This window comes from Streptomyces sp. NPDC042346, assembly GCF_055581845.1.
The window spans coordinates 403,768-429,937 of record NZ_JBVJEH010000005.1 but is presented as its reverse complement, the minus strand read 5'-3'; the positions used below and the strand labels follow the sequence as shown (position 1 = coordinate 429,937).

The 26,170-nt window shown below is 74.3% G+C and carries 20 protein-coding genes; 12 read left to right on the top strand and 8 right to left on the bottom strand.

The annotated features are described in order from the left end of the window. Positions 1–60 precede the first annotated feature (60 nt). Positions 61–3,537 carry a BTAD domain-containing putative transcriptional regulator gene (locus tag ACZ6K0_RS23385; protein WP_469230120.1) on the bottom strand — a complete coding sequence of 1,159 codons (3,477 nt, stop codon included), beginning with the start codon at positions 3,535–3,537 and terminating at the stop codon, positions 61–63. A 117-nt stretch (positions 3,538–3,654) separates the two neighbouring features. Between ACZ6K0_RS23385 and ACZ6K0_RS23380 the strand changes: the two genes are divergently transcribed. From ACZ6K0_RS23380 to ACZ6K0_RS23370, 3 genes are all read left to right on the top strand, one after another. After that, a complete protein-coding gene (locus ACZ6K0_RS23380) occupies positions 3,655–5,739 on the top strand; it encodes a SpoIIE family protein phosphatase (protein ID WP_376404376.1) in 2,085 nt (694 codons plus the stop codon). 10 nt (positions 5,740–5,749) lie between these two features. Further along, on the top strand, positions 5,750–6,778 hold the full coding sequence (locus ACZ6K0_RS23375) for a PHP domain-containing protein (protein WP_469230118.1): 1,029 nt from the start codon (positions 5,750–5,752) through the stop codon (positions 6,776–6,778). A 91-nt stretch (positions 6,779–6,869) separates the two neighbouring features. Then, entirely contained in the window at positions 6,870–8,141 is a 1,272-nt protein-coding gene (locus ACZ6K0_RS23370; RefSeq protein ID WP_469230117.1) for a serine/threonine-protein kinase, read from the top strand. Positions 8,142–8,223: 82 nt separating this feature from the next. Here ACZ6K0_RS23370 and ACZ6K0_RS23365 read toward each other — a convergent pair whose 3' ends face one another. Together ACZ6K0_RS23365 and ACZ6K0_RS23360 are read right to left on the bottom strand one after the other, a co-directional pair. Continuing rightward, positions 8,224–9,621: an NADP-dependent succinic semialdehyde dehydrogenase gene (locus ACZ6K0_RS23365; RefSeq protein ID WP_469230115.1), complete on the bottom strand. Its 1,398-nt coding sequence runs from the start codon at positions 9,619–9,621 to the stop codon at positions 8,224–8,226. A 198-nt stretch (positions 9,622–9,819) separates the two neighbouring features. Beyond that, complete coding sequence (locus ACZ6K0_RS23360; RefSeq protein ID WP_376404384.1) at positions 9,820–10,479, bottom strand: ThuA domain-containing protein; 660 nt, start codon at positions 10,477–10,479, stop codon at positions 9,820–9,822. Positions 10,480–10,645: 166 nt separating this feature from the next. Between ACZ6K0_RS23360 and ACZ6K0_RS23355 the strand changes: the two genes are divergently transcribed. Next, on the top strand, positions 10,646–11,461 hold the full coding sequence (locus ACZ6K0_RS23355) for a DUF3626 domain-containing protein (protein WP_469230113.1): 816 nt from the start codon (positions 10,646–10,648) through the stop codon (positions 11,459–11,461). 88 nt (positions 11,462–11,549) lie between these two features. Beyond that, a complete protein-coding gene (locus ACZ6K0_RS23350; RefSeq protein WP_469230111.1) occupies positions 11,550–12,356 on the top strand; it encodes a class II aldolase/adducin family protein in 807 nt (268 codons plus the stop codon). Here ACZ6K0_RS23350 and ACZ6K0_RS23345 read toward each other — a convergent pair. Further along, positions 12,320–12,976, bottom strand: a complete 657-nt coding sequence (locus tag ACZ6K0_RS23345) for a TetR/AcrR family transcriptional regulator (RefSeq protein WP_469230109.1) — start codon at positions 12,974–12,976, stop codon at positions 12,320–12,322. The genes ACZ6K0_RS23350 and ACZ6K0_RS23345 overlap by 37 nt on opposite strands. A gap of 104 nt (positions 12,977–13,080) precedes the next feature. On the opposite strand from ACZ6K0_RS23345, the gene ACZ6K0_RS23340 reads away from it, so the two are divergent. From ACZ6K0_RS23340 to ACZ6K0_RS23330, 3 genes are read left to right on the top strand one after another with little or no spacing between them, the layout of a single operon-like run. Further along, complete coding sequence (locus tag ACZ6K0_RS23340; protein WP_469230108.1) at positions 13,081–15,789, top strand: FHA domain-containing protein; 2,709 nt, start codon at positions 13,081–13,083, stop codon at positions 15,787–15,789. A 4-nt stretch (positions 15,790–15,793) separates the two neighbouring features. Beyond that, positions 15,794–16,555 carry a hypothetical protein gene (locus tag ACZ6K0_RS23335; RefSeq protein ID WP_469230106.1) on the top strand — a complete coding sequence of 254 codons (762 nt, stop codon included), beginning with the start codon at positions 15,794–15,796 and terminating at the stop codon, positions 16,553–16,555. After that, positions 16,555–17,538, top strand: coding sequence for a serine/threonine-protein kinase (locus ACZ6K0_RS23330; protein ID WP_469230104.1), 984 nt, complete (start codon positions 16,555–16,557; stop codon positions 17,536–17,538). The genes ACZ6K0_RS23335 and ACZ6K0_RS23330 overlap by 1 nt, the downstream gene beginning before the upstream one ends. 144 nt (positions 17,539–17,682) lie before the next feature. Here the strand turns inward: ACZ6K0_RS23330 and ACZ6K0_RS23325 are convergent, their stop codons facing one another. Next, on the bottom strand, positions 17,683–19,053 hold the full coding sequence (locus ACZ6K0_RS23325) for a streptophobe family protein (protein WP_376404399.1): 1,371 nt from the start codon (positions 19,051–19,053) through the stop codon (positions 17,683–17,685). A 106-nt stretch (positions 19,054–19,159) separates the two neighbouring features. On the opposite strand from ACZ6K0_RS23325, the gene ACZ6K0_RS23320 reads away from it, so the two are divergent. Then, complete coding sequence (locus ACZ6K0_RS23320) at positions 19,160–20,674, top strand: DUF6777 domain-containing protein (protein ID WP_469230103.1); 1,515 nt, start codon at positions 19,160–19,162, stop codon at positions 20,672–20,674. Here the strand turns inward: ACZ6K0_RS23320 and ACZ6K0_RS23315 are convergent. Continuing rightward, on the bottom strand, positions 20,633–21,274 hold the full coding sequence (locus ACZ6K0_RS23315; protein WP_469230102.1) for a universal stress protein: 642 nt from the start codon (positions 21,272–21,274) through the stop codon (positions 20,633–20,635). The genes ACZ6K0_RS23320 and ACZ6K0_RS23315 overlap by 42 nt on opposite strands. Continuing rightward, entirely contained in the window at positions 21,271–21,402 is a 132-nt protein-coding gene (locus ACZ6K0_RS23310; protein WP_469230100.1) for a hypothetical protein, read from the bottom strand. The genes ACZ6K0_RS23315 and ACZ6K0_RS23310 overlap by 4 nt, the downstream gene beginning before the upstream one ends. A gap of 100 nt (positions 21,403–21,502) precedes the next feature. Between ACZ6K0_RS23310 and yczR the strand changes: the two genes are divergently transcribed. Together yczR and ACZ6K0_RS23300 are read left to right on the top strand one after the other, a co-directional pair. Continuing rightward, on the top strand, positions 21,503–22,969 hold the full coding sequence (gene yczR, locus ACZ6K0_RS23305; RefSeq protein WP_469230098.1) for a MocR-like transcription factor YczR: 1,467 nt from the start codon (positions 21,503–21,505) through the stop codon (positions 22,967–22,969). A 97-nt stretch (positions 22,970–23,066) separates the two neighbouring features. Beyond that, positions 23,067–23,570, top strand: a complete 504-nt coding sequence (locus ACZ6K0_RS23300; protein WP_376404409.1) for an FBP domain-containing protein — start codon at positions 23,067–23,069, stop codon at positions 23,568–23,570. Positions 23,571–23,613: 43 nt separating this feature from the next. Here ACZ6K0_RS23300 and ACZ6K0_RS23295 read toward each other — a convergent pair whose 3' ends face one another. Then, positions 23,614–24,795: an acyl-CoA dehydrogenase family protein gene (locus tag ACZ6K0_RS23295; protein WP_376404411.1), complete on the bottom strand. Its 1,182-nt coding sequence runs from the start codon at positions 24,793–24,795 to the stop codon at positions 23,614–23,616. A 187-nt stretch (positions 24,796–24,982) separates the two neighbouring features. Between ACZ6K0_RS23295 and ACZ6K0_RS23290 the strand changes: the two genes are divergently transcribed. Continuing rightward, positions 24,983–26,167, top strand: a complete 1,185-nt coding sequence (locus ACZ6K0_RS23290; RefSeq protein ID WP_469230095.1) for a CaiB/BaiF CoA transferase family protein — start codon at positions 24,983–24,985, stop codon at positions 26,165–26,167. Positions 26,168–26,170 lie beyond the last annotated feature (3 nt).

The window sequence follows — 26,170 nt, the reverse complement described above, 5'->3', positions numbered from 1 at the left end:
CCGTCCTGCCGGGATCAGGACCAGGTCCCCCGTCGGGACGTCACGCGGTACGGACAGCGGTCAGGCATCCGGGGTCTTCTCCGGGTGGCGGACCAGGGTCACGGCGGCGGTGAGGGAGAGCTTCGTGCCCGTCTCGTAGTGACGGGTGTACGTCGCCGGGGAGAGGTGCGCGCGGAGGGTCTCCTCTGCGCGGGTGCGGATCGAGGCCTCCGTCTGCGGGGTGAACGGGCGGAAGCCGCCGCCGGTCACGGGGCTGATGTGGGTGTCGTACGCACCGAGGAGCGCGGCGCCGATCTCGGCGTCGCCCTGGCCGTCCGAGCCGTCCGAGCCGTCCGAGTCGCCTCGTCCACCCCGACCGCCCCGGGCCCAGGCGGCCGTCGCGAACTGGGCGACGACGAGGTAGGGCGCGACCAGGTGGGCGAGGGTCTCCAGGTCGGCGACGGCGCGGGCCAGGCGCTCCAGGGCCCGGTCGTGGGCGCCGTCCAGGCAGTCGAGCCACGCCCACGTCCCTCCGACGAGGCCCCAGAAGAGCGCCGGGGTGTTCTCGCCGAACTCGCCCTCCAGCCGGGTGAGCTGCGCGCGGGCCAGGCCCGTACGACCGGTGTGGGCGTAGTGCTGCGCGAGCAGCAGCCGACCGGTGCCGGCGGCCTCGGCTCCCCACTCGCCCGCCGCGTCGGCCGCTTCGGCCAGGAGCCGTTCGGCCGCCTCGTCCCCTTCCGGGCGGAGCCGGAGGCGTACGGCGGCCAGGCGCGCCGTGACGAGCGGCACCTGGGAGCGGGCGCCCACGAACGCGGCGGCGTGGGTGGCCCGCTCGAAGTCGGCGGCGGCCTCGGTGAGCCGCCCGGCGCGCTCGTACGCCTCGCCCCGCGCCGAGAGGGACTCCGCGACGCCCCAGGCGTCCTCGGCGGCCTCGAAGAGGGCGAGTGCCTCGTCGGCGTCCGCGGGGCCGTGGCCGAGGAGCTTTCCCCGCATGAGGAGGGCGAAGCCGAGGTCCCAGCCGGTCCCGTGGGCGCGGCAGGCCTCGACGGTCAGCGCCAGGGTCTCGTCGAGGCCGGTCAGCTCGCCCGTCATCAGCCGGGCGAAGAACCACATCGTCCCCGGCTGGCGGCAGGTCTGCGGGAGACCCGGACGGTACGCGGCGACGAGGGCGGTGAGCCGGGCGCGGGTCTCGGGGCGTTCGAGGACGGTGGCGCCCTCGCCGCCCTCGGTCGCGAGCGCGTACAGGCGTCCTCCGCGGCGGGCCTCCCAGAGACGCTCGCCGGTCCACGGCGGCGGGACGTCGACGCAGAGGCCGTCGAACGGTTCGGCGGGGCGGACGGGCTCCTGGAACGGGTCGGGGCCGAGCCGCGCGGCCGCCGCCGCCCATGTCCGGGAGTCCGTCTGGTGGTTCCGCAGCTGCCAGAACCAGCTCAGGGAGTGGACGAGGCAGAGCGCCTCCTGCTCGTCGCCGAGGGCCACGGCGGTCCGGAGCGCGGTCCGGAGGTTGCCGTGTTCGCGCTCCAGGACGGTGATGGCGGCGACCTGCCCGGAGCCGCGGAGCCGCGGGTCGGTACGGCGGGCCAGCTCGCGGTAGTGCACGAGGTGCCGCCGCTCGGTCGCCGCCCGCTCCCCGGCCTCGTCCAGCCGCTCCCCCGCGTACTCCGCCACCGTCTCAAGGAGACGGAACCGCATCCCGTCGCCATCGGGACCCGGCGCCGCCACGACGAGCGACTTGTCGACAAGAGCACCGAGGACGTCCAGTACGTTCAGTACGTCAGGGGCATCCAGTACGTCCCGGGCCTCCAGGGCCTCCAGGGCGTCGGCCTCCGGCGCTTCGGCGCAGACCGTCTCCGCCGCCGCCAGATCGCACCCGCCCGTGAACACCGCGAGCCGCCGCAGCACCGCCCGCTCCGCCCCGTCGAGCAACTCCCACGACCAGTCCACGACCGCCCGCAAGGTCTGCTGACGCGGCAGCACGGTCCGCGCCCCCGACGTCAACAACCGGAAACGATCGTCGAGTCGGTCCGCGATCTGCCGCACCGACAGCATCCGCAGCCGCGCCGCCGCCAGCTCGATCGCCAACGGCAGCCCGTCGAGCCGACGGCACACCTCCTCCGCCGCCCCCGCGTCGTCCCCGACCCGGAACCCCGGCCGCGCCGCCGCACCCCGCTCGCCGAGCAGCCGCAACGCCATCTCCACCGGCAACGGCCCCAACGGACTCAGCACCTCCCCCGGCACCCCCAACGGCTCCCGGCTCGTCGCCAGGACGGTCACGCCGGGGCACCGCGTGAGGAGGGTCTGCGCGAGCTCCGCCGCCGCGCCGATCACGTGCTCGCAGTTGTCGAGGACGAGGAGCATGCGCCGTCCGGCGCAGTACTCGACGAGGTGGGCGAGCGAGCCCCTCGGTCCGGCCGCCGCCTCGGCGACGGCCGGAGCGTTCCAGAGCTGGGTCTCGCGGGCCCCCAGCGCGCTGAGGACGGCGGCGGCGACCGACGACTCCTCCCGTACGGAGGCGAGTTCGGCGACGTGGACCGCTCCGCCCTCGAAGGTCTCGGCCGCCTCCAGGGCGAGCCGGGTCTTGCCGACGCCGCCGGGTCCCGTGAGGGTGACGAGCCGCCGGTCGGCCCACCCGGCGGCAAGCGCGCCCAGTTCACCGTCCCGGCCGATGAAGGAGGTCAGCCGGGCCGGCGGGCGCCCGCTCCGGTCCGCCGCACGACCCGGTGCGGGCCTGGGCGTGCCGAGGAGTTCGGCGTGCAGGGCGCGCAGTTCGGGGCCAGGGTCCGTGCCCAGCCGGTCGGCGAGGTCCGCGCGGACCTCCTCGTACGCCGCGAGGGCCTCGGCGGAGCGCCCCGCGGCCCGCAGAGCGCGGATCCGCAGGGCCTGGACGGGCTCGTCGAGCGGGTGTCCGGCGGCGAGGGCGGCGAGCGGCGCGAGGACGTCCGCGGCCCGCCCCAGGGCCAGGTCGGCGGCGAACCGGTCGCGGCGCGCTCGGGTGTGCCGCTGGTCGAGCCGTACGACGACGGGGTCGGTGTCCCGGCCGGGGAGGTCCGCGAGGGCGGGCCCGCGCCACAGGCCGAGGGCCTCGTCGAGGAGGGCGGCGGCCCGTACGGCGTCCCCTGCGGAGAGGGCGGCCGAGCCCTCGGCGGCGAGCCGTTCGAAACGGTGCAGGTCGACGGCGTCAGGGTCGGCGGCCAGCCGGTAGCCGCCGCCGGGCGCGGAGACGATCGCCTCGTGGCCGAGGGCCCGGCGCAGGCGGCCCACGAGGGCCTGGAGCGCGGCCGTCCGGTCCTGGCCGGCGGCCGGGTCGTCGTCGGCCCACACCTGGGCGATCAGCGCGTCGGCGCTCACCGACCGCCCGACTCCCCCGGCGCCACCGGATCCACCAGGTCCCCCGGATCCACCAGGTCCCCCGGGTCCTCCGGCTCCTCCGGCACCGGCAGCACCGGCGGCGAGTGCGGTGAGCAGGGCCCGGAGCCTGGCACCGCTCAACGCGGCCTCCGTACCGTCGTCGATACGGAGCGCCTGGCAAGGACCGAGAACACGGTAGGACGGCTGCACCGGCCCATTCTGCCCCGCCGGTGGCGGGGGCCGGAACGCCCGGCCGTCGAGGCGAACTTTCGCCACGCCGTGTCACCGCCATGGCGTCCGCGGGGTGCGGGTTCGACAATGGGGAGGATGACCGATGACGACCGCCGTACGCGCAATGGCGAGATCGGGCCCGCCGAGCGGCTCGCCATGAACCGGACCGGCAGCTTCGACTGGGATCTCGACACGGGCACGATCGATGTCGACGAGTCCGGGCTGCTCGTCTTCGGGCTGGCCCCGGACACCTACGACGGGCGCCCGGCGACCCTTGTCGCGCGACTGGCGCCCGAGGAGCGGACCCGGCTCGAGGACATCGTGCGGGCTGCGGTGAAGAGCGGCTCGGTGTCGTACACCGCGCACTTCCCGATCCCGCAGGACGAGGGTGCACCCCACTGGACGCACGTACAGGCACGAATCCTGCGCAAGCCGAACGGCCGCGCCCAGCGGATCGTCGGGGTCGTGCGGGACACGACCGCCGAGGTCACGCACTCCGCTTTCGTGCAGGAGCTGGAGAAGCGGCGCGAGGTGCAGACCAGCATCGTCGAGCGGACCACGAACGCGCTGTCGCGCGCGGTGACCGTGGACGACGTGACGGCCGCCCTGACGGGGCCCGGCGGGCTCGCCCGGCTCGGTGCGGAGGGACTGGCGCTCGGGCTCGTCGAGAACGGTTCGCTGAACGTGATCGCGCTCAGCGGCGAGTCCCTCGACGCGCTGAACGACTTCCGCACCCGGCGGCTCGACCGGGGGCTGCCGCTGGCCGAGGCGGTGCTGAGCGGCCGGCCGCGCTTCGTCTCCTCGTTCCAGTCGCTGGGCCGGGACTTCCCCGAGCTGGCTCCGTACCTCTCGCGTCTGGAGTTCCGGTCCGCCTGCTACCTGCCCCTGGTGGCGCAGGCCCGCTCGCTGGGCGGGATGGCGCTGTTCTACCGGGGCCGGTCGTCCTTCAACGCCGACGAGCGGAACCTCGCGCTCGGTCTCGCGGCGATCGTCGCCCAGTCGCTCCAGCGGGCGATCCTCTTCGACGAGGAGCGGGAGCTCGCGACGGGGCTCCAGGCGACGATGCTGCCGCGCCGGATCCCGGCGATCACCGGTGGCGAGATCGCCGTGCGCTACCACGCGGCCTGGAGCGGACGGCAGGTCGGCGGCGACTGGTACGACGTGATCCCGCTGCCCCGGGGCCGGGTCGGGATCGTCGTCGGCGACGTGCAGGGGCACGACACGCACGCGGCCGCCATCATGGGCCAGCTGCGGATCGCGCTGCGGGCGTACGCGGGCGAGGGCCACGCCCCGTCGACGGTGCTCGCCCGGGCGTCGCGTTTCCTCGCCGAACTGGACACCAACCGCTTCGCGACCTGCACCTACGCGCAGGTGGACCTGGCGAGCGGCACCCTGCGTGCCGTACGGGCCGGGCATCTCGGACCGCTGATCCGGCACACCGACGGGCGGGTCGGGCAGCCCAACCTGCGGGGCGGGCTGCCGCTGGGCCTCGCGACCGTGTTCGGCGACGAGGAGTTCCCGGAGACACGGCTCGACCTGGTGCCCGGGGAGACGCTCGTACTCTGCACCGACGGGCTCGTGGAGCAGCCCGGCTCCGACATCGATACGGGTCTCGACGCGCTGTCCGAGGCGATCGCCAGCGGCCCGCCGCAGGCGGAGGCGCTCGCCGACCACCTCTCGGAGCGGCTGTGGGAGCGGTGGGGCTCCGGCGACGACGTGGCGCTGCTCGTGCTGCGGCGGAGCCCGGACCCGGGCACGCCCCGGGCGCCGCGGATCCACCAGTACATCCACCAGGCCGATCCGCAGGGGCTTTCGGACGCGCGGGCGGCGGTGACGCAGGCGCTGCGCGACTGGGGTCTGCCGGAGCTGGCCGACGACGCCGAGTTGTTGACCGGCGAACTGCTCGTCAACGTCCTGCTGCACACCGAGGGCGGCGCGGTGCTGACCCTGGAGGTGCTGCCCGAGCCGGTGCGGCGGGTACGGCTCTCGGTGCAGGACCGGTCGAGCGCCTGGCCCCGGCGGCGTACCCCCGGCGAGGCGGCCACCTCGGGGCGGGGCCTGCTCCTGCTCGACGCCCTCGCGTCCCGGTGGGGGGTCGAGCCGCGCGGCGAGGGCAAGGCGGTCTGGTGCGAGATCGAGCCGGCTCCGGTGGCGGCGCCCACCGCTCCGGGCGGTGGGTGAGGAGCACGCCGTGGACCCCGTGGCCGCCCTGAACCGGATCGCGTTCCTGCTGGAGCGCGCCCAGGCGCCGGGATACCGGGCGCGGGCGTTCCGCACGGCCTCCGCGGCCGTCGACGCCCTGCCGGAGGGCGAGGCGGCCCGGCGCGCGGCGGCGGGCACCCTGGAGTCCGTGAAGGGGCTGGGGCCCAAGACGGCGGCGGTCGTGCGCGAGGCGCTGGAGGGCCGGGTGCCGGAGTACCTGGCGGGTCTGGAGGCGGAGCTGGAGGAGGGCCTGCGCACCTCGGCTCCGGCGAACGGCGCGGGTGAGGCGCTGCGGGCGGCCCTGCGCGGCGACTGCCACTTCCACTCCGACTGGTCCGACGGCGGCGCGACGATCGAGTCCATGGGCCGTGCGGCGGCGGGGCTCGGCCACGCGTGGGCGGTCCTCACGGATCACTCGCCGCGGCTGACGGTCGCGCGGGGCCTGTCGCCCGAGCGGCTGCGGGAGCAACTGGACGTGGTGGCGCGGCTGAACGAGGAATGGGCGCCCTTCCGGCTCCTCACCGGAATCGAGTGCGACATCCTGGAGGACGGCTCGCTCGACCAGGAACCGGAGCTGCTCGAACGGCTCGACGTGGTGGTCGCGTCGGTGCACTCGAAGCTGCGGATGGACGCGCGCACGATGACCCGCCGGCTCGAACGGGCCGTCCGCGACCCGCTCGTGGACGTGCTCGGGCACTGCACGGGACGACTCGTGGCGGGCGGACGACTGCGCCCCGCTTCGGAGTTCGACGCGGAACGGGTCTTCGCGGCGTGCGCCGAGGCCGGGACGGCGGTCGAGATCAACAGCCGCCCGGAGCGCCTCGATCCGCCGCGCGCGCTGCTGCGGATCGCGGTGGAGACGGGGGCGTACTTCGCGATCGACACGGACGCACACGCACCGGGCCAGCTGGAGTGGCAGATCCTCGGCTGCGCACGGGCCGAGGAGTGCGGCGTACCGGAGGACCGGGTGATCAACACCTGGCCTGCGGAGCGGCTGTTGGCCTGGACACGGGCCTGACGTCCCCCTCGGGGCCCAAAGGACTCGTCGAGCACCCGCGCCTGTGAAAGCCTGATACGCGACACGTACGCTCCGGTCGGAACCGTCCGGGGTGGTGAACTCGCTGAGAGGTGGGGCGTTGGGATCTCAGGAGGGGCCGGAGCGGGTCGTCGGCGGACGGTACCGACTTGTCGAGGAACTCGGCTCAGGCGGGTTCGGTCGGGTGTGGAGGGCGTACGACGAAATGTTGGACGTCGACGTGGCCGTCAAAGAGGTGCGGCTGCCGCAGCAGGCCGCCTCCACTTCCGGTGCCGCGCATCATGAGCGGGTGGTGCGGGCCGCGCGTGAAGCCCGCAACGCCGCCAAGTTGCGCGATCATCCGCACGTCGTCGCCGTCCATGACGTGGTCGTTGAGGACGGTACTCCCTGGATTGTGATGCGCCTGGTCGAGGGGCGGTCCCTGGAAGAGTGTCTGCGTGTGGACGGGCCGCTGCCCGCCCCGCGCGCGGCCGACGTCGCGGCAGCGCTGCTCAAGGCGCTGAAGGCCGCCCACGCCGCCGGGATCGTGCACCGCGACCTCAAACCGGCCAACGTGATGCTCACTGACGACGGCCAGGTACTGCTCACCGACTTCGGTATCGCCGTCCACGAGACCGACACCAGACTCACCGTCACCGGAGGCGTCATCGGCTCCGCCGAGTACATGGCACCCGAACGTCTCCAGGGCACCCAGGACCAGGCCACCGGCGACCTGTTCTCGCTGGGGGCGACCCTCTACGAGGCGGTCGAGGGCATCTCCCCGTTCCGACGCGATACCTCCACGGCCACCATGGCCGCGGTCGCCCTCCACGAGCCCCCGCCGATGCAGCGCGCCGACCCCGTCCTCGCCTCCCTCGTCACCGCCCTCCTCGCGAAGAACCCCGAAGAGCGTCCGACCGTTGACAGCACCCTGGGCATCCTGCGCGCCGGTGCCCCCACGATCACCGCATCGACGCCCATGCCGCCGCGCGCGCCCCGGCCATCGACCGTGCCCGCTGCATCGGCCGAATCCGTTTCCTCCGCATCGACCGAAACCGTGGCGCCGGTGTCCCCGATGGCGCGTGCAGGGCGTCTGATCACGGGGAGCTGCTTCCTCGTGATCGGACTTGGCATCGTCGTATTCGGCTGCAGCATGTTCATCCGCAATGGAGGCGACGCAGTGGCCTTCGCCGTCTCCCCCATCGCCTCCGTCCTGGTCGCGGTGTTCTTCGGAACGGCCGCGATGTTCTACCGATGGAAGGGCCACGGCAAGCCGCCCTTCCGGATCGTCGGCGGGGTCTTCCTCCCCGTCTTCCTCCCACTGACCCTGATCTGGGCAGCCTGGAACGCGGTGCTGCTCGCATAGCGGCACGATCCGGCGCGGGGCATCCGCGGCGTTGGGACGGGCTCTCGCACACGGGCGTCGCGGCCCGCGCCGCGTCACGCGGTCAGGCGCGCTGCCAGACGGTGGTCGCGTTGCAGAACTCGCGGATGCCGTGGCCGGAGAGTTCGCGACCGTAGCCGGAGCGCTTGATGCCGCCGAAGGGGAGGGCGGGGTGCGAGGCCGTCATGCCGTTGACGAAGACGCCCCCGGCCTCCAAGTCGCGGACGAAGAAGGCGACGTCCTCCTCCTTGCGGGTCCAGACGTTCGAACTGAGCCCGAACGGGGAGTCGTTGGCGACGGTCACCGCCTCCTCGATGTCCCGCACCGGGTAGACGGTGGCGACGGGACCGAACGTCTCCTCCTGGTGGATCCGCATCGCGGGCGTGATCCCGGTGAGCACGGTCGGCCGGTAGTACCAGCCCCGCCGCAGTCCCTCGGCCTCCGGGCGGCCGCCGCCGCACAGGACGACCGCGCCCCGGTGCACGGCGTCGTCGACGAGCTCCTCCAGGTCGGTGCGGCCCTGCTCGGTGGCGAGGGGGCCGACGTCGGTGGCCTCGTCGAGGGGATCGCCCACGGTGAGGGCGTTCATGGCGGCGGCGAAGCGTTCGGCGAAGTCGTCGTAGACGTCCTGGTGGACGATGAACCGCTTGGCGGCGATGCAGGACTGGCCGTTGTTCTGCACGCGCGCGGTGACGGCGGTCTTCACCGCCCGCACGATGTCGGCGGACGGCATGACGATGAACGGGTCGCTGCCGCCCAGCTCCAGAACGGTCTTCTTGACCTCGTCGCCCGCGACGGCGGCGACGGCCCGGCCGGCGGGTTCGCTGCCGGTGAGGGTCGCGGCCACGACCCGGGGGTCCCGGAGGACGGCCTCGACGTCCCGGGCGCCGATGAGGAGCGTCTGGAAGCAGCCGTCCGGGTAGCCGGCGCGGCGGAACAGGTCGCCGAGGTAGAGGGCGGTCCTCGGCACGTTCGAGGCGTGCTTGAGGAGACCCGTGTTGCCCGCCATGAGCGCGGGCGCGGCGAAGCGGATCACCTGCCAGAGCGGGAAGTTCCACGGCATGACGGCGAGGACCGGGCCGAGGGGCCGGTAGTGGACGCGGGCCAGGTCGGCGCCGGAGTCCTGGACGTCGCTCTCGGCCGGATGCTCGTCGGCGAGCAGCGCCTCGGCGTTGCTCGCGTACCAGCGCATGGCCTTCGCGCACTTGGCGGCCTCGGCGCGGGCGGCGGCGATCGGCTTGCCCATCTCGACCGTCATGGTCCGGGCGATGTCCTCGCCGTCCTCGTCGAGGAGGGTCGCGGCGGCCCGCATCAGGCGGGCGCGCTCGGCGAAGGACGTGGTGCGGTACTGGCGGAACGCCTCGTGCGCGGCGGCGATGCGCCGCTCGACCTCCTCGGGCCCGTGGGCCTCGTAGGTGCGCAGCGTCTCGCCCGTCGCGGGGTTCACCGTGGCGATGCCCATGACGTCTCTCCTCCTGCCATCGGCCCCCACCGGCAACCTCCCGCGCCGGAGGCGGCTGCGCAACAGGGGCGGGGCGGTGGGGTGACCGATGCACCCGGGAGGGGGTGGGAGGGGGAGGCCATGCGGTCAGGCGGTCAGGCAGTCCGCCGCCCCGGCAGTCAGGCAGTCCGGCGGCCCGGTGCTCAGGCAGTCCGGCGGTCAGGCGGTCAGCCAGGTCAGCGCGCCCGTGAGGTGTGCGCGGAAGGCCGGGTCGTCGTACGCCTCCGAGGAATGCCCCAGCGCGGTGAAGAAGACGCGCCCCCGGTCCACCTCCCGGCACCACACCAGCGGGTGGTCCTCGCCGAGGGTGCCGCCGCTGTACGAGGTCTCGTCGGCCCGCGCCAGGACCCGTACGCCCGTCCCGCGCGGGTTGGCCGTGAAGTTGTACCACTCGTCCGTCCAGGCCCAGCGGGCCGGGAGCGGAGCCGTCGCCGGATGGGCGGGGTCCTCCACGAGGACGGTGCCCGGCTGGATCTCCGGGTGGCCGTCGAAGCGGGTGCCGAGGAGCTCGCCGTAGAAGGGCCAGTCCGGTTCGGCGTTGGCCGCGGCGTGGACGGCGAGGAGGGCGCCGCCGCCCCGGAGGTACGCGGCGAAGGCGTCGCGCCCCTCGGGTGTCAGGACGGTGCCGGTGGTGGACAGCAGCACGACGGCGGCGCACCGGGCGAGCCGCTCGGGCGTGAAGGCCTCCGGATCCTCGGTGATCTCGGCTCCCCACCCCTGCTCGCGGGCGATCCCGGCGAGGGCGGCGGCCCCGTCGGGGATCGAGTCGTGGCGGTACCCGGTGGTGCGGGTGTAGATCAGCACGTCGGCGGTGGGCACGCGGTGAACTCCCGGGGGTGAGGCTCGGTGGAGCAGGGCTCGGCGGAGGGATGGGGATGCCGAGGCCTGCCTCGACCTTCAGAAAGCGCTTTCTGTCATCCCCACCCCGACCGTAGCCAGCACAAACCCCTCGCCGCAAGCCCCGCCGCCCGGGCAGACTGCCCCGATGCCGCCCCTCCACGATCCCGCACGCCGGGCGCTCGCCCATGTCGCCGGCCGCTCCACGGGCGATCCGCTCGACCCGGCCCTGCGGGTCACGCTCAACTTCCACCCGCACTTCCTCGACCGGCTCGCCGGCGACGGGGTCTACCGCTCCCAGTTCGTGACCGGCACGAGCAACGGCGGCCTCACCGCCCGGCCCGGCGGGGACAGGTGGCGCTGGGAGAGTCGGATCTTCGGCGGGGCGTACGACGCGGCACCCGCGCACCTGCGGCCGGTCTACGGCGCCCTGGACTTCCGCGGCCGCCCCTTCGGGGCCGCTCCCCGCTTCGGCTCCGCCCATCTGCGGCTGACGGCGTCCGCCGTGGAGCGGGCGTCCTTCTGCTATCCGGACAGCTTCCTGGAGCCCACGGACTTCGGCGTCGCCTCCCGGATGCGCCTCGTCACCCTCGCCCAGGCCGACGGGAAGGACCCGCTCGACGACTACGTCGAGGCGCAGGTCCACGGGCCCGTCGTGATCGGGCGCGACGTGGAGGCGCTGGTCCTGGACCCGAGCCACCGGGGCACGGAGGTCGAGGCGGCGGCCCGGCGACTGCCGTGCGCCGTCGAGTGGCACGGCGGGTTCAGGCTGTCCGTCGAGGAGCTGCGCCGCCACCCCGGGTTCCGGGGTCCGGAGTACGTCGAGCTGGGCGCCCGGATCGCCGTCGACGGAGTTCTGGACCCGCGGATCGTGCAGGACGCGGCCGGTTCCGGGGACCACGACCCCCAGGACGTGAAGAAGGTGTGGCACTACCTGGCCCGCTTCGGCGCGCCGGTCGTCTGAGCGGGTCCGTATCCGATCCATTGGCGTATCGGATACATCTCTGTATCTTTTGGCGCGCCGTGCCCCACCCGCTCACCGAGGAGCCGCCATGAGCACCGTGCCGCCCGCACTCGCCGCCGCCGTCGGGCCGCTGCCCGACGGAGTCGTCCTGCCGTTGCCGCCCGTCTTCGACACCGTCGAGGAGGAGCGCCGGTACCGCAAGGAGCAGCTCGCCGCCGGGTTCCGGATCTTCGGGAGGTTCGGCTTCTCCGAGGGGGTCGCCGGGCACATCACCGTCCGCGATCCCGGAGATCCGAACGCCTTCTGGGTCAACCCGTTCGGCATGAGCTTCAGCCAGATCAAGGCCTCGGACCTGATCCTCGTGGACCACGAGGGGACCGTCCTCGAAGGGCGCAGGCCCGTGAACCGGGCCGCGTTCGTCATCCACTCGCGCGTGCACGCCGCGCGGCCCGACGCCGTCGCCGCCGCGCACTCGCACTCCCTGCACGGCAAGGCGTTCTCCAGCCTCGGCATCCCCTTGGACCCGATCACACAGGACGCGTGCGCCTTCTTCGAGGACCACGGGATCTACGACGACTACCGGGGCGTGGTGAACGAGACCGAGGAGGGCGAGCGGGTCGCGAAGGCCCTCGGCAAGCACAAGGCCGTCATCCTCAAGAACCACGGGCTCCTGACGGTCGGTCACTCGGTCGCGGAGGCCGTGTGGTGGTTCGTGACCATGGAGCGCTCCTGCCAGGCGCAGCTCCTCGCCATGGCCGCCGGCACTCCGCAGCTGATCGACCGGGAGACGGCGCTCCTCACCCGCGGCCAGGTCGGCGGCCACCTCGCGGGCTGGTTCCAGGCGCGCCCCCTGTGGGATCAGATCACCGCGTCCGACCCCGACCTGTTCGACTGACCTTCGGAGGCGGGGAGTTCGCGCGTCGAGACCTCCAGGAGCGGTGCGAGGAACTCGCGTTCGAGGCTGCCGGGCGGCAGGGCGGCCGGTTCGACGTAGCTCTGGGCGAGACCGCCCTCGCGCAGGGCGACGATGAGCCGGGCGAACCGGTCGGCGTCGACGGTCAGTTCGCGACCGGCCCGGCGCAGGACGAGCGTGAGGCCGCGCGCGATCTCGGCGCGCAGCCGCTCGTCGTGGCGGGCGAGCACCCAGGCGGCCTGCCGGTCGCGGATGGCGTGCAGGGTGAACTCGGTGGTGACCAGGTACCAGTCCCGCTCGTCCGGTTCGATCCGGGAGGCGACCTCGGCCAGCCGCGCCAGCGTGTACTCCTCGGCGGTCAGCGCGTCGATCGCGTCGGCGAGCCGTCGCACGGTCCGGTCGCTGTGCTCGTCGAAGAGGGCGAGGAAGAGCTCTTCCTTGCTGGCGAAGTTCGAGTAGTACGCGCCCCGCGTGTAGCCCGCGCGCTCGCAGATCCGCTCGATCGTCGTCGCGTGGAAACCGTGCTCGGCGAAGGCCTCCAGGGCGGCCTGCAGAAGCGCCGCGCGCGTGCGGGGCCGTCGCCTGGTGACACCTTTCGGCACGGGTGGGCCTCCTTCGTCGGGCGCCGCGTCCGGCGGCGGAAGCGCCCACCCTACCGGCGCCTTCATCCCGGGCACGGTTCGGCGTCGGCGGATAGGATTCACGCATGGGACAGCGGCCCGTCGTGCCCGCCGCACCCGCCTTGGTCCTCGAGATCGACGGGGACGCGACGCTCATGAACCCGAGCCGCGTCTATCGCATCGGGCGCGACCCGACCAGCGATGTCGTGCTCTCGGACGCCCGGGCGTCCTGGCACCACGCACTGCTGCGCGCCGTCGACGGCCACTGGGACCTGACGGACGAGGGCAGCACGAACGGAACCTTCGCGGACGGGCTGCGAGTGGCGGGGGCGCGGGAGGTCGGGGCCGGGACGGTCGTACGGTTCGGGCATCCGGAAGACGGCCCGCGCGCCGTGCTCGCGACACCGCCCCGAGCCCACCCACCGGCACCCCCGGCGCCCGCACCGTCGGCCTCCGAGCCGTCCGCGCCCACGCCCCCGACGCCCACCCCTCCGACACCCGCGCCGCCGGTCTCCGCGCCGTCGACGCCCGCGCCCCCTCCCCCGGCGCCGCCGACCCCCGAGCCCCCGCCGACCCCGTCGCCCGCACCGCCGGTCCCGGAGCCCCCGGCTGCCGAACCCCCGCCGGCCGCGCCGTCGCCCGCCGCCCCCGCGGCACCGCTCCCGGAGCCGCCGGCGCCCGCCCCCGCCTCCACCCCCACCCCTGCCCCCGTCCCCGCCGGGCCGCTCCGCCCCTCCTCCGTCTCGTACCCCGCCGCCACCGGCACGTTCCGGCAGCCGACGTCCGTGCGGCCGCTGCCCGTCCACAGCATCCGGATCGGGCGCGCGCCCGACAACGACGTCGTCGTCGACGACCTCGTCGTCTCCCGGCGCCACGCCGAACTCCAGGCCCGGCCCGACGGCACGTACTGGATCCACGACCTCGGCAGCCACAACGGCACCTTCCTCAACGGCCGGCGCGTCGTCGACGCGCGCGTGACGCCGGAGGACATCGTCGGCATCGGCCGTTGCGCGTTCTGCCTGATCGGCGGGCAGCTCGTCGAGTTCACCGACACCGGCGAGATCTCCCTCGACGTCCAGGAGCTCGCCGTCACCGTCGACCACGGCCGCAAGACGCTCCTCGACGCGGTGTCGTTCCCGGTGGGCCAGAAGTGCCTGCTGGCGGTCGTCGGGCCGTCCGGCGCCGGGAAGTCGACGCTCCTGGGCGCGCTGACCGGCCAGCGCCCCGCCGACCGCGGCACCGTGCTCTACGACGGCCGTGACCTGTACCGGGACTACGCCGAGCTGCGCCAGCGCATCGGGCTCGTGCCGCAGGACGACATCCTGCACCTCCAGCTCACCGTCCGCCGGGCCCTCGGATACGCCGCCGAGCTGCGTTTCCCCGAGGACACGGCGCCGGCCGAGCGCCGGGCCCGGGTGGACGAGGTGATCCGCGAGCTCGGTCTCGTGGAGCGGGCCGAGCAGCCCATCCACAGTCTCTCCGGCGGCCAGCGCAAGCGGGTGAGCGTCGCCCTCGAACTGCTCACCAAGCCGTCGCTGCTCTTCCTCGACGAGCCGACCTCCGGCCTCGACCCGGGGATGGACCGGTCCGTGATGCACATGCTGCGCGGGCTCGCGGACGACGGGCGCACGGTCGTGGTCGTCACGCACAGCGTCCTCAGCCTCGACGTCTGCGACCGGCTGCTCGTCCTCGCCCCCGGCGGCCGGGTGGCCTACTACGGACCGCCCGCCGACACCCTCGACTTCTTCGGCTACACGCAGTGGCCGGAGGCCTTCGAGGCCTTCGAGAACGACCGGGACCGCGACTGGGCCGGACAGTACCGGTCCTCCCGCTTCCACCGCCGGTACGTCGTGGACGCGACGGCCCGCCCCTTCCTGCCCACCGGCGGCGAGGGCGGTGCGGGCGACGGGACCGGCGGCGGCCCCGGCGATTCCGGCGCGGCCGTGCGGGCCGTACCGGAGCCGGCTCCGCCGCCGAAGGCGCAGAGCTGGGGTTCCCAGCTGCGGACGCTCGTACGCCGGTACGCCGCCGCCCTCTCCGCCGACCGCACGTTCCTCGCGATCATGATCGCCCTGCCGTTCGTGATGGGCGCGATGGCCCGCGCCCTGTCCGAGGGCGAGCTCAACCCGGAATCGACCCTGAACGTCCTGCTCATCCTCTGTGTGGGCGGGGTCCTCACGGGTGCGGCGAACGCCGTGCGCGAGCTGGTCAAGGAGCGCACGATCTACCGGCGCGAGAGAGCCGTCGGCCTGTCCCGCTCGGCCTACCTCGCCTCCAAGGTGGTGGTCCTCGGCGTGATCACGGTCGTGCAGGCCGTGGTCCTGACCCTGGTGGCCCTGATCGGCGTCCCGCTGAACGTGCCCGGCGGCAAGGGCGTCCTGCTGCCCCCGCTCGTCGAGATCACGCTCGCCGTCGCGCTCCTCGCCTTCACCGCGATGATGCTCGGCCTCCTCGTGTCGGCCGTGGTCCGCAAGGAGGAGGTGACGATGCCGCTGCTCGTCCTCCTCGCCATCGTGCAGGTGGTCTTCTGCGGCGCGCTGCTCACGGTGCGCGGTACGCCCGTCCTGGCGCAGCTGGCCTGGCTGGTGCCCTCGCGCTGGGCGTTCGCCGCGATGGGCGCGACGATCGACATCGGGGAGACCGCGCCGACCGACAAGACCGACGACCCGCTGATGCGCCACACGCTGGACGCCTGGCTGTTCGACATGGGCATGCTGGTCGTGATCTGTCTCGCCCTCGGTGTCGTCGTCGCGCGGCTGCTGCGCCGCCACGAGCCGGTCGTGATGCGGAGGTAGGGCCGTGAGCGTTCCCGTAACCGACTACGTGCCGGACTTCCGGCCCACCCACGTCGTACCGCGCGAGGGTCTCGCCGCCTGGGAGACCCCGGATCCGGGGCTGCCGACGGCGTCCCTCGACGCGTTCCTGCCGGTGCGGCTGACGGAGCGGGCCGGGGACTGGGGGCGGGTGCTGTGCTCCAACGGCTGGTCGGCCTGGGTGGACGCGCGGCTGCTCGTGGCGGTGCCGGACGATCCTCCGGCGGCGGGCCGGCCGCTCACCAGGACGGCCGATCCGCGGCCCCTGATCGCCCGCGCCGAGGACGCGCTGGGCCGGTACCGGCGGGCGGCCGAGGAGCTGGGCGCGGGCCGGCTGGACGGCGAGGCCTTCCGGCTGCGGACCCGCGGCCTGCGGGTGGGGATGGTCGTCGACGGCGAGTCGGTGTGGCTGTACGACGCGGAGCACGAGCGCTGGGTGTTCTGCGACGGCCTCGGGCTGATCACGTACGCGGCGTCCGCGGCCCCGTCGGCCGCCGCGCAGGCGGCCGTCGGCGCCCCGGTGTCCGACGAGCCGCCGCCGGACGCGCCGCCTCCGGACGCGCCACAGCAGCCCGGGCCGGACCAGGTCCCGGTGTCCGCCGGGGCCGCCAGGGGCGACCGGGCGCCGGCCGGGCCTCCCGTGCACGAGCCGACGCAGGTGGTGCCGCAGGTCGATCCGACGGTGGTGGCCGGACCGCCGCCGACGCAGATCGTGGAGCGGCCGCCGGGCGGGGACGGTGAGGACTGATGGCGGGCGGCGAGCGGGACACGGACCTGCCGGCGGGCCGGCCCTCCGGGCTCCTCGGCAAGGAGATCGCGGGCTACCGCGTGGAGAGCGAGATCGGCCGCGGAGGCATGGCCGTCGTGTACCGGGCGCTCGACCTGCGGCTGGACCGGACGGTGGCCCTGAAGCTCCTCGCGCCCGAGCTGGCGCGCAACGACACCTTCCGCAAACGCTTCGCGCACGAGTCACGGGTCGCCGCCTCGATCGACCACCCCCACATCGTGCCGGTCTTCGCCGCAGGTGAGACGGAGGGGGTCCTGTACATCGCGATGCAGTACGTGGCGGGGCAGGACCTGGCGGCGCTGCTCGACCGCGAGGGGCCGCTGCCGCCTGAGAAGGCGGGGCGCATCGCCGTACAGGTGGCCTCCGCCCTGGACGCGGCGCACGCGCACGACCTGGTGCACCGGGACGTGAAGCCCGGCAACATCCTGGTCGCCGAGGGCACCGACCACGACCACCCCGAGCACATCTACCTCACCGACTTCGGGCTGACGAAGAAGTCCCTGTCGCTGACCGGGTTCACGACGGTGGGCGAGTTCGTCGGCACGCTGGACTACGTGGCACCGGAGCAGATCTCGGGGAAGCCGGTGGACGGCCGGTGTGACGTCTACGGCCTGGCGTGCGTGGTGTTCGAGACCCTGGTCGGCGCGCCGCCCTTCCGGCGCGACACGGACTGGGCGGTGCTGTGGGCGCAGCAGTACGATCCGCCGCCGCCACTCTCCGAAGTGCGCCCCGGGCTGCCGGAGGCGGCGGACGCGGTCTTCGCGAGGGCGCTGGCGAAGACCCCCGAGGAGCGCTACGGGACGTGCCTGGAGTTCGTCGCGGAACTCAGGTCGGCCCTGACCGCCCCGGGCACGGCACCCGTCACGGGGACCTCGCGCCACCGGGCGCTGCGGCCGCCACCGGCCCCACCGGCCTGGGCACGACCGGCCTTCCGTGAGCTTTAGTTTCCGTTCGTTACGCGGCCACGGCGCTGTTCGCGGCCATCGACGAGTGGCTGTGAACGCTACCGCTTGCGGGCCAGCAGTTGCACCGCCTGCGACCGGTGGCCCCGCTCGACGAGCCCGGGAGAGAGGTCAACGCCGGATACGTCACGGATTCTGTGCGGGCCCTGGCGGCTGTACGGGCCCGGTCTTCTCCTGCTCGACCTCGCCCTTGCGGTGGACGCGGGAGGCGAGGAGGCCGCCGAGGAATCCGAAGACCAGGCCCCAGAGCAGGGCGAAGCCGACCGTCCGCCAGACGTTCGGGCGCAACACCACCTGCCCGCCCAGGGCGTCGAGGTCGCCGATGCCGAGGATCGAGAGGCCGAAGCGGGCCTCGACGAGGGTGAGGGGGGTGACGACCAGCATCGTCAGGGCGAAGGCGATGCCGAGGTGCAGGGAGTGCTGCCAGAGCCGTGTCCTGGCCGGGGAGCGGACCGCCGCCGCGAAGGCCGCGCCGAGCACCAGGACGGCCGCGACGGGGAGCAGCCACCAGGCCCGCGCGTCCTCGGCCGCGAGCGAGGACAGATCGACCGTGGACAGGTCCGTGCCCTTGCCCTCGCGGAGGACGGCGTCGAGGACCTGCGGCATGGGGAGGCCGAACGGCCCCTCGGCCTTGCCCTCCCACGAGCCGCCGATGCCCACGCCGAGCGCGAGCCAGGACACGTTGGGCAGGCCGAGCAGGAGGACGGCGAGGGTCTCCGCCACATGGCCCTTGGTCGCCGCGACGACGATGCCGATGACCAGGCCCACGGCCACGTACGCGAGGAGGAGCAGGAGCATCGCGTGGGCGGCGGGCCGGACGGGCTCGTGGTAGCGGACGAGCCGGGGCGGGAGCGGGGTCCTGCGGGAGACCAGGAGGGCGACGGCGAGGACGCCGAGGATCCACAGGAGGCCGTAGAAGAGGGTGGGGCCGACGTCGGTACGGAAACCGACGGTGGGGTTGACCGCGTCGACGAGCTCGCCGAAGAGGTCCGCGAGGGAGTCCTGGGAGGTGTCCGCCGAGGTGTCTCCGCCGATCGTGAGCGGGAAGTCGTGCCGGGCGACGGCGGAGAGGCACGCGAGGGCGACCAGCCAGAGGACGACGGTGGTCGCGGCGCGCAGCAGGAGTTCGCGCGTGCCGGCGACCGCGTGGTGGCGCAGGGGGCGGAGGAAGCAGTAGCCGGTGACGAGTGCGCCCACCAGGGTGACGGTGAGGGGCATCGCGGTCAGGTCGGCCTGGGTTCCCGCGAGGGCGCCGGCGTCGCCGGAGAGGTCGACCTTGCCTCCCGCGGCCATGACGACGACCGCGGCGAGGACGGCGACGAAGCCGCCGGGCAGGTCGGCCGCGCCCGCGGCCCAGAGGCCGAGCCCGGCGACGACGCCCATGGCGACGTACCCGGCGAGCACCGCTGCCAGGGCCTGGACGCCGACGCGTACGAAGAGCCCGGTCGGGGTCGCGGGGCTCGCTGAGGTGGAGAGCCGACTGCTCACCCTGTCCACGCTAGACCCGGTGACGGCCGCCCGCTTGTGGACGGGCGTTCCTCCGCTTGCGGGTGGGCGCGGTTCGGCGCACACAATGGGCGCGGAACGGAAGAAAGGGAACAACGTGACTTCCCACCCGCCGTCAGGCCCTCCGTCCGGCCCTCCGTCGGTCCCGCCGTCAGGCCCGCCCTCCGGGCCCCTCTCGGGGCCGGGCGCCCGGCCGGGCTCCGTCGGTCCCCCGCCACCGCCCGGACCGCCCTCGGGCGGCGCCTACGGCGGCGGTTCGGGCGGCGGCTCCGGGGGCGGTCCCGGAGACAGTTCCGGGGGCGGTCCCGGCGGCGGCTCCGGCGGCGGTGACTCGTCCGGCGGAGGCGACGCGTCCGGTGGAGGTCCGGCCGGCGGCGGCTCCGGCAAGGGCGGCGGCCGCCCGTGGTGGCGGTCCGTCCCGAAGGTCGCGTCGGTCACCGCCGTGCTCGTGGCGGGCGCGGCCCTGGCCGTCGTCCTGACCAACCAGCCCGACGACAAGAGCGACACGGGCGGATCCGGCGGCGGCGAGGTCTTCCTCCAGAACGCCGCGGCGACCGGCCCCGACCCGTTCACCCGGTCGACGGCCCGCACCGGCACCGGTTCCGCCTCGCCGGCTTCCCTGCCACCCCGTACCGCGTCGGCCTCGGCCGCCACGCCGCGGGTGTCGGGCTCGACGCCCGGCCTCTACGGCGGGACGCAGTCGGTCGCGAGCTGCGACGTCGAGCAGCAGGTGCGCTTCCTCTCCGCCGAGCCGGCGAAGAACGCGGCCTTCGCCTCGGTCCTGGGCATCGAGGCGAACCAGGTCCCGGGCTATCTCCGCTCGCTGACCCCGCTTCAGCTCCGGGTCGACACCCGGGTGACGAACCACGGCTTCCGAAGCGGCTCCGCGACCACGTACCAGTCGGTCCTCCAGAGCGGGACCGCGGTCCTGGTCGACGGCCACGGCGTGCCGCGGGTCCGCTGCGCGTGCGGCAATCCGCTGACCGGCCCGGTGGCGCAGAAGGCACCGCGGACGACGGGCACGCCGTGGCAGGGGTACAACTCGTCCCAGGTCGTCGTCGTGGCCCCGTCCGTGACGGTCGTGAACGTCTTCGTCGTGTACGACTCCGAGGACGACGGCTGGTTCGCGCGGCAGCACGGCGACACCGGCAAGCAGGACAAGCCCACCCCGCCGCCGCCTCCGCCGCCGTCGCACTCCACGTCGGCGTCCACCTCGGCCTCCACGTCCCCGTCGGAGTCGTCGTCCTCGCCGGTGCCGTGCGTGACGGTGACGGGCACGGAGACCCCGACCCCCAGCGACGGGGTCACGCCGTCGCCGTGCCCCTCGACGCTGACGCCGTCGGAGTCGACGTCCTCGCCGACCGATTCGACGAGTCCGTCCTCCGAGTCGTCGCCGCCCGAGTCTCCGTCGACCGATTCGTCGCCGCCGGAGTCGCCGCCGGAGTCGTCGCCGGAGTCGTCGCCGCCCGCCGAGTCGCCCGCTCCGCAGTCCGGGCCGGCCAGCGAGGTCACGGAGTCGGCGGCGACCACGTCGGCGGACCAGTCGGCGTCGCTGCTCTCCCCCGGCCCCTCAGTCCCGGCGCCCGGTCCGGGTGCCGTGCCCGTCGCCTGACCCCTCGGCCGACTCCTCGGCCCGTCGGTCCCCGTCCGCGCGTGCCTCCGTCCCAGATCCTTCCGGTACGGAGGTACGCGCGTTCCTGCGCAGGACGCGGGCCTCCCCCGGGCGCAGCACCGGCCCCGGCACGGTCAGCACCGGGCAGGCCGTGCGGCCCTGGACCGCACGCAGGACCGGGCGGCGGCGCAGCCCCGCGAGGCGGCCCCTGCGCGGCGTGGCGCCGACGACGAGGAGGTCGCCGGGGCGGTCGGCCGCCGTGCGGAGGGCGGCGGCGGGGGCGTCCCTGACGATCCGCCGCTCCACCGCGAGGTCCGCGGGAGTGGCCCCGAGGGCGTCGGAGAAGGCACTTCGCAGACGGTTCCGGGCGTCCTCGCCCCAGTGGCGCGCCCAGTCCCGGTCGGGCCTCCGGGCGTACAGCCCCTCGCCTTCCGGCGGCTGCCAGGCGAGCACCGCGAGCAGCGGTACGGACTCGCGGCGGGCGAGGGCCGTCGCGTACCGCAGGGCCGCGAGCGAGGCGAGGGAGCCGCTCACGCCGACGACGACACGTCGCACGGTCCCCTCGCCCGCCATGCCCCTCTCGTCCCCCGCATCGCTCACGAAGCGTCACCCCGTATCGCCGCGCGCAGGCCACGGAGCCAGGCTCCGATCGCCAGGGGCCGGGCCTTGCGCTCCTCGGCGCGCAGCTGCCACATCCGTTCGTCGCGGTCGGTGAAGTGTCCGGACATCGGTCGTCTCCTTTCCCGTGGGGTGATGGCCACCAGGCCACTGGACAGAACTCTGTACTCTTATTGGCCTGGACAGCAGAGCCAATAAGGAGTGATTGGCATGGCCGTGGCCCGCGTGGTCCACACAGCGGACCGGACCCTGACGGGCCGCCAGCTGGCGTCGCTTCTCACCCCGCCCGCCGAGGGCCGGTTCGGCTACCGGGAGCTCGCGCGGGCGGTCCGCGAGGCCCTGCTCGACGGGCGGGTGGCGCTGCGTCTGCGCCTGCCGGCCGAGCGCGAGCTCGCGACGGTGCTCGCGGTGAGCCGGACGACCGTGACCGGGGCGTACGACCTGCTGCGGGAGAGCGGTTACGCGCACAGCCGCCGCGGCGCCGGCACGTGGACCGCGTTGCCGGACGGTCAGGCGCCGGCCCCGCTGGGCGCCTTCCAGGACGACGCCGGGTCCACCATCGACCTCGCCCTGGCCGCGCCGCAGGCCCCGGACGAGCTCACCGCGGCGCTGGCGTCGGCCGCCGCCGAACTCCCCCGGTACGCCGGCTCGCAGGGCTACCACCCGTACGGGCTGCCCGTGCTGCGCGCGGCGATCGCGGAGCGGTACACCGCCCGTGGCCTGCCGACCCGGCCCGAGCAGATCCTCGTCACCACGGGCGCGCAGCAGGCGCTGTCACTGGTCCTGACGCTGCTCGGCCGGCCGGGCGACCGGGTGCTCGCCGAGAACCCCTCGTACACGAACGCCCTCGACGCGATGCGCGGCCGCATGCTCCGCATCACTCCCGTGCCGGTGACCGAGACCGGCTGGGACACCGGCCTCGTCGACGCCGCCCTGCGGCAGACCGCGCCGCGGCTGGCCTATCTGATCCCCGACTTCCACAATCCGACCGGGCACCTGATGCCGCAGGAGCAGCGCCGGGAGCTGGCGCGGGCCGCGCGCATCACCGGGACGTGGCTCGTGGCGGACGAGACGCTCGCCGACATCGCCCTGGACGTGCCCGCCCCGCTGCCCTTCGCGGCGGCGGCCGGCGGGGGCGACGGCGAGCAGGTCGTCTCCGTCGGTTCGCTGAGCAAGAGCTGCTGGGGCGGGCTGCGGGTCGGCTGGGTGCGGACCTCGTCCCGGGTCGTGACCGAGCTGGCCCGGGTCCGGATCACCGCCGACCTGTCGGGGTCCGTCCTGGACCAGCTGGTCGCGGTCGCCCTCCTCGACCGGCTCGACACGATCCTGCCGCGGCGCCTGGAGGAGCTGCGGCGGCGCCGGGAGGCGCTGACGACGGCGCTGGCCCGGCACGTGCCCGAGTGGCGCTGGACCGTGCCGCCCGGCGGGATGTGCCTGTGGATCGACCTGGGCCGCCCGGCGGCCTCCTCCGTCGCGGCCCGCGCCCTGCGGCACGGGGTGCGGGTGGAGGGCGGCGCCCGGTTCGGGGTGGACCCGGGCACGCACGAGCACCGGCTGCGGATCCCCTACACGCTGCCGGAGGACGTGTACGAGCCGGTGGCCGAGCGGCTCGCGGCGGCCCTCGACGGCGCTCCGGGGAGCTTCGCCGACCCGGCTCTGCCGGACTGGGTGGCCTGAGGCCGCCGGAGAAGCGGGCTTGGTCTTGGGCTTGGGCTGGCCTTGGCCGGCGCATATTCGGGTGCCCGCGACCGGTGGTCCGTGTACGGTCCAACGAGTGGACCCACTGACCGACAAAGAGATCCGCTCGTCCTTCGTGAACTGTACGAAGGGTGAGGCGGCACGACTCAAGCTGCCGCTCGACTTCGCCGAACTCCCCTGGAAGGACCTGGACTTCCTCGGCTGGATCGACCCGGGCGCGCCGCTGCGCGCACACCTGGTCGTCCCCCGCGAGGACGGGCCGCTCGGGGTGACCCTGCGGGTCCCGGCCGCCGGCCGGACCAGCGCCGTGAAGTCGAGCATGTGCCAGGTCTGTCTGACCGGGCACGCCTCCTCGGGCGTCACCCTGCTCGTGGCGCCCCTCGCGGGGAGCCGCGGCCGCGAGGGGAACACGGTCGGCATCTACCTCTGCGCCGACCTCGCCTGCTCGCTCTACATCCGGGGCAAGCGGCAGCCGAAGCTGCGCGCGGGGCGCCACGAGGAGTCGATCACCGTCGACGAGCGGATCGCCCGGACGACGGCCAACCTCGACGCCTTCGTCGCCCGGGTGACGGCGGCCTGACCACCGCCGCCGCCCGGTCGCCCGAAGGCCTCGGCGGAAGGTCTCAGCGGAAGGCCTGCTCGCCGGTGAGCGCCTTGCCGATGACCAGGGAGTGGACCTCGCTCGTGCCCTCGTAGGTGAGCACCGACTCCAGGTTGTTGGCGTGGCGCAGCACCGGGTACTCCAGCGTGATGCCGTTGGCGCCGAGGATCGTGCGGCACTCGCGGGCGATCGCGATCGCCTCCCGCACGTTGTTCAGCTTGCCCACGCTGATCTGCTCGGCGGTGATCGCGCCCGCGTCCTTGAGGCGGCCGAGGTGGAGGGCGAGCAGCATGCCCTTGCCGAGCTCGACGGCCATGTCGGCGAGCTTCTGCTGGGTCAGCTGGTAGGAGGCGAGCGGGCGCGCGAAGACGGTCCGGTCGCGGGCGTAGGAGATGGCCGTCTCCAGGCAGTCGCGGGCGGCGCCGAGGGCGCCGAAGACGATGCCGAAGCGGGCCTCGTTGAGACAGCCGAGCGGGCCGGAGAGGCCGCGGGCCTCGGGGAGCATGGCGTCGGCCGGGAGGCGTACGTCCTCCAGGACCAGTTCGCTGGTGACGCTCGCCCGCAGGGACAGCTTCATCTTGATCTCGGGGGCGCTGAACCCGGGGGTGCCGGCCGGGACGAGGAAGCCGCGGACGCCGTCCTCGGTCCGGGCCCAGACGACGGCGACGTCGGCCACGGAGCCGTTGGTGATCCACATCTTGGTGCCGTTGAGGATCCAGTCGGAGCCGTCGCGCTTGGCGTGGGTGCGCATGGCGCCGGGGTCGGAGCCCGCGTCGGGCTCGGTGAGGCCGAAGCAGCCGATGTACTCGCCGGCGGCCATCTTCGGCAGCCAGCGCTGCTTCTGCTCCTCGGAGCCGTACTTCCAGATCGCGTACATGGCGAGTGAGCCCTGGACGGAGACGAGGGAGCGCAGTCCGGAGTCGACGGCCTCCAGCTCGAGGCAGGCGAGGCCGTACGCGACGGAGTTGGTGCCGGCGCAGCCGTACCCCTCCAGGTGCATGCCGAGCACGCCGATGCCGCCGAGGGTACGGGCGAGCTCGCGGGCCGGGATCTCGCCCTTCTCGAACCAGCCGGCGACGTGCGGCCGCAGTTCGCGGTCGGCGACGGCGCGCACGGTCCGGCGGATCTCGCGCTCCTCGTCGGTGAGCAGTCCGTCGACGGCGAGCAGGTCGAAGGGGTGGACGGGGGTGGACGGCGACTTCACGGACGGCCTCCTGTGACGGGCAACTGACGGCTGACAGCTGACGACGGGCGCTGTGCATCTCGGCGAGCCGCAGCCTAGCGCCCTATCGGATATTGGATCCAGTATGGAAAATCCGATCGTGAAGCCGTACCGTCTCGGTCATCCGGCGGGATCCGACGGCCGGCATCGCCGGCGAGGGAGAAGCGGAATGCGCGCAGACCAAGAGGGCACCCCGGACACGTCCACGGTCGGCGCCCTGACCGGGATCGTCGTCGCCGACTTCGGCCGGGTGCTCGCGGGGCCGTACATGACGATGCTCCTCGCCGACCTGGGCGCGGACGTCATCAAGATCGAGCGGCCTGGCTCCGGGGACGACACGCGCGCGTGGGGGCCGCCGTTCGCCGACGGCGAGGCCACGTACTTCCTCGGGGTGAACCGGAACAAGCGCTCTGTCGCGCTCGACCTGACGGACCCCGAAGACCTGGCGACGGCGCGCGCGATCGTCGACCGAGCGGACGTCCTGGTGGAGAACTTCCGGCCCGGCACGATGGAGAAGCTGGGCCTCGGATACGAGGACGTACGCGCCGGCAATCCCGGGCTCGTCTACTGCTCGGTGACCGGCTTCGGCACCGCCGAAGGGGCCCGGCTGCCGGGCTACGACCTGCTCGTGCAGGCCATGGGCGGCCTGATGAGCGTGACGGGCGAACCGGAAGGACCGGGGACCAAGGCGGGGGTCGCCCTCGTCGACGTCATCACCGGCCTCCACGCGGGCCTCGGGATCCTCGCCGCGCTCCGGCACCGCGAGCGCACCGGCGAGGGCCAGCGCGTCGAGGTCTCGCTGCTCACCTCGCTCCTCTCCGCGCTCACCAACCAGGCCGCCGCCCATCTCGGGGCGGGGGTCGTCCCGCGCGCGATGGGCAACAGGCACCCGAGCATCGCGCCGTACGAGGTCTTCGAGGCCCAGGACCGGCCGCTGGTCCTCGCGGTCGGCACCGACCGGCAGTTCCGCACGCTGTGCGAGCGGCTCGGGCGGCGGGAGCTGGCGGAGGACCCGCGTTTCGCGACCAACACGGCCCGGGTCGCCCACCGCGAGGAGCTGGTGGCGACGCTGTCGGGGCCGCTCGGCACGCGTACGGCCGACAGCTGGTTCGAGGAGCTCACCGCCGCCGGGGTGCCCTGCGGCCCCATCAACGACCTGGCCGCCGCCTTCGACCTCGCCGACCGGCTGGGGCTCGCCCCGCAGGTCCCCGAATCGGCGGCCGGCCCCGGTCAGGTCGTCAACCCGATCCGGCTCGGCGCCACCCCTCCCTCGTACCGCAGCGCTCCCCCGCGCCTGGGCGAGCACACCGACGGGCTGCTCACCGCGCTGGGACGGCCCGCGCGCACCCCCTGATCC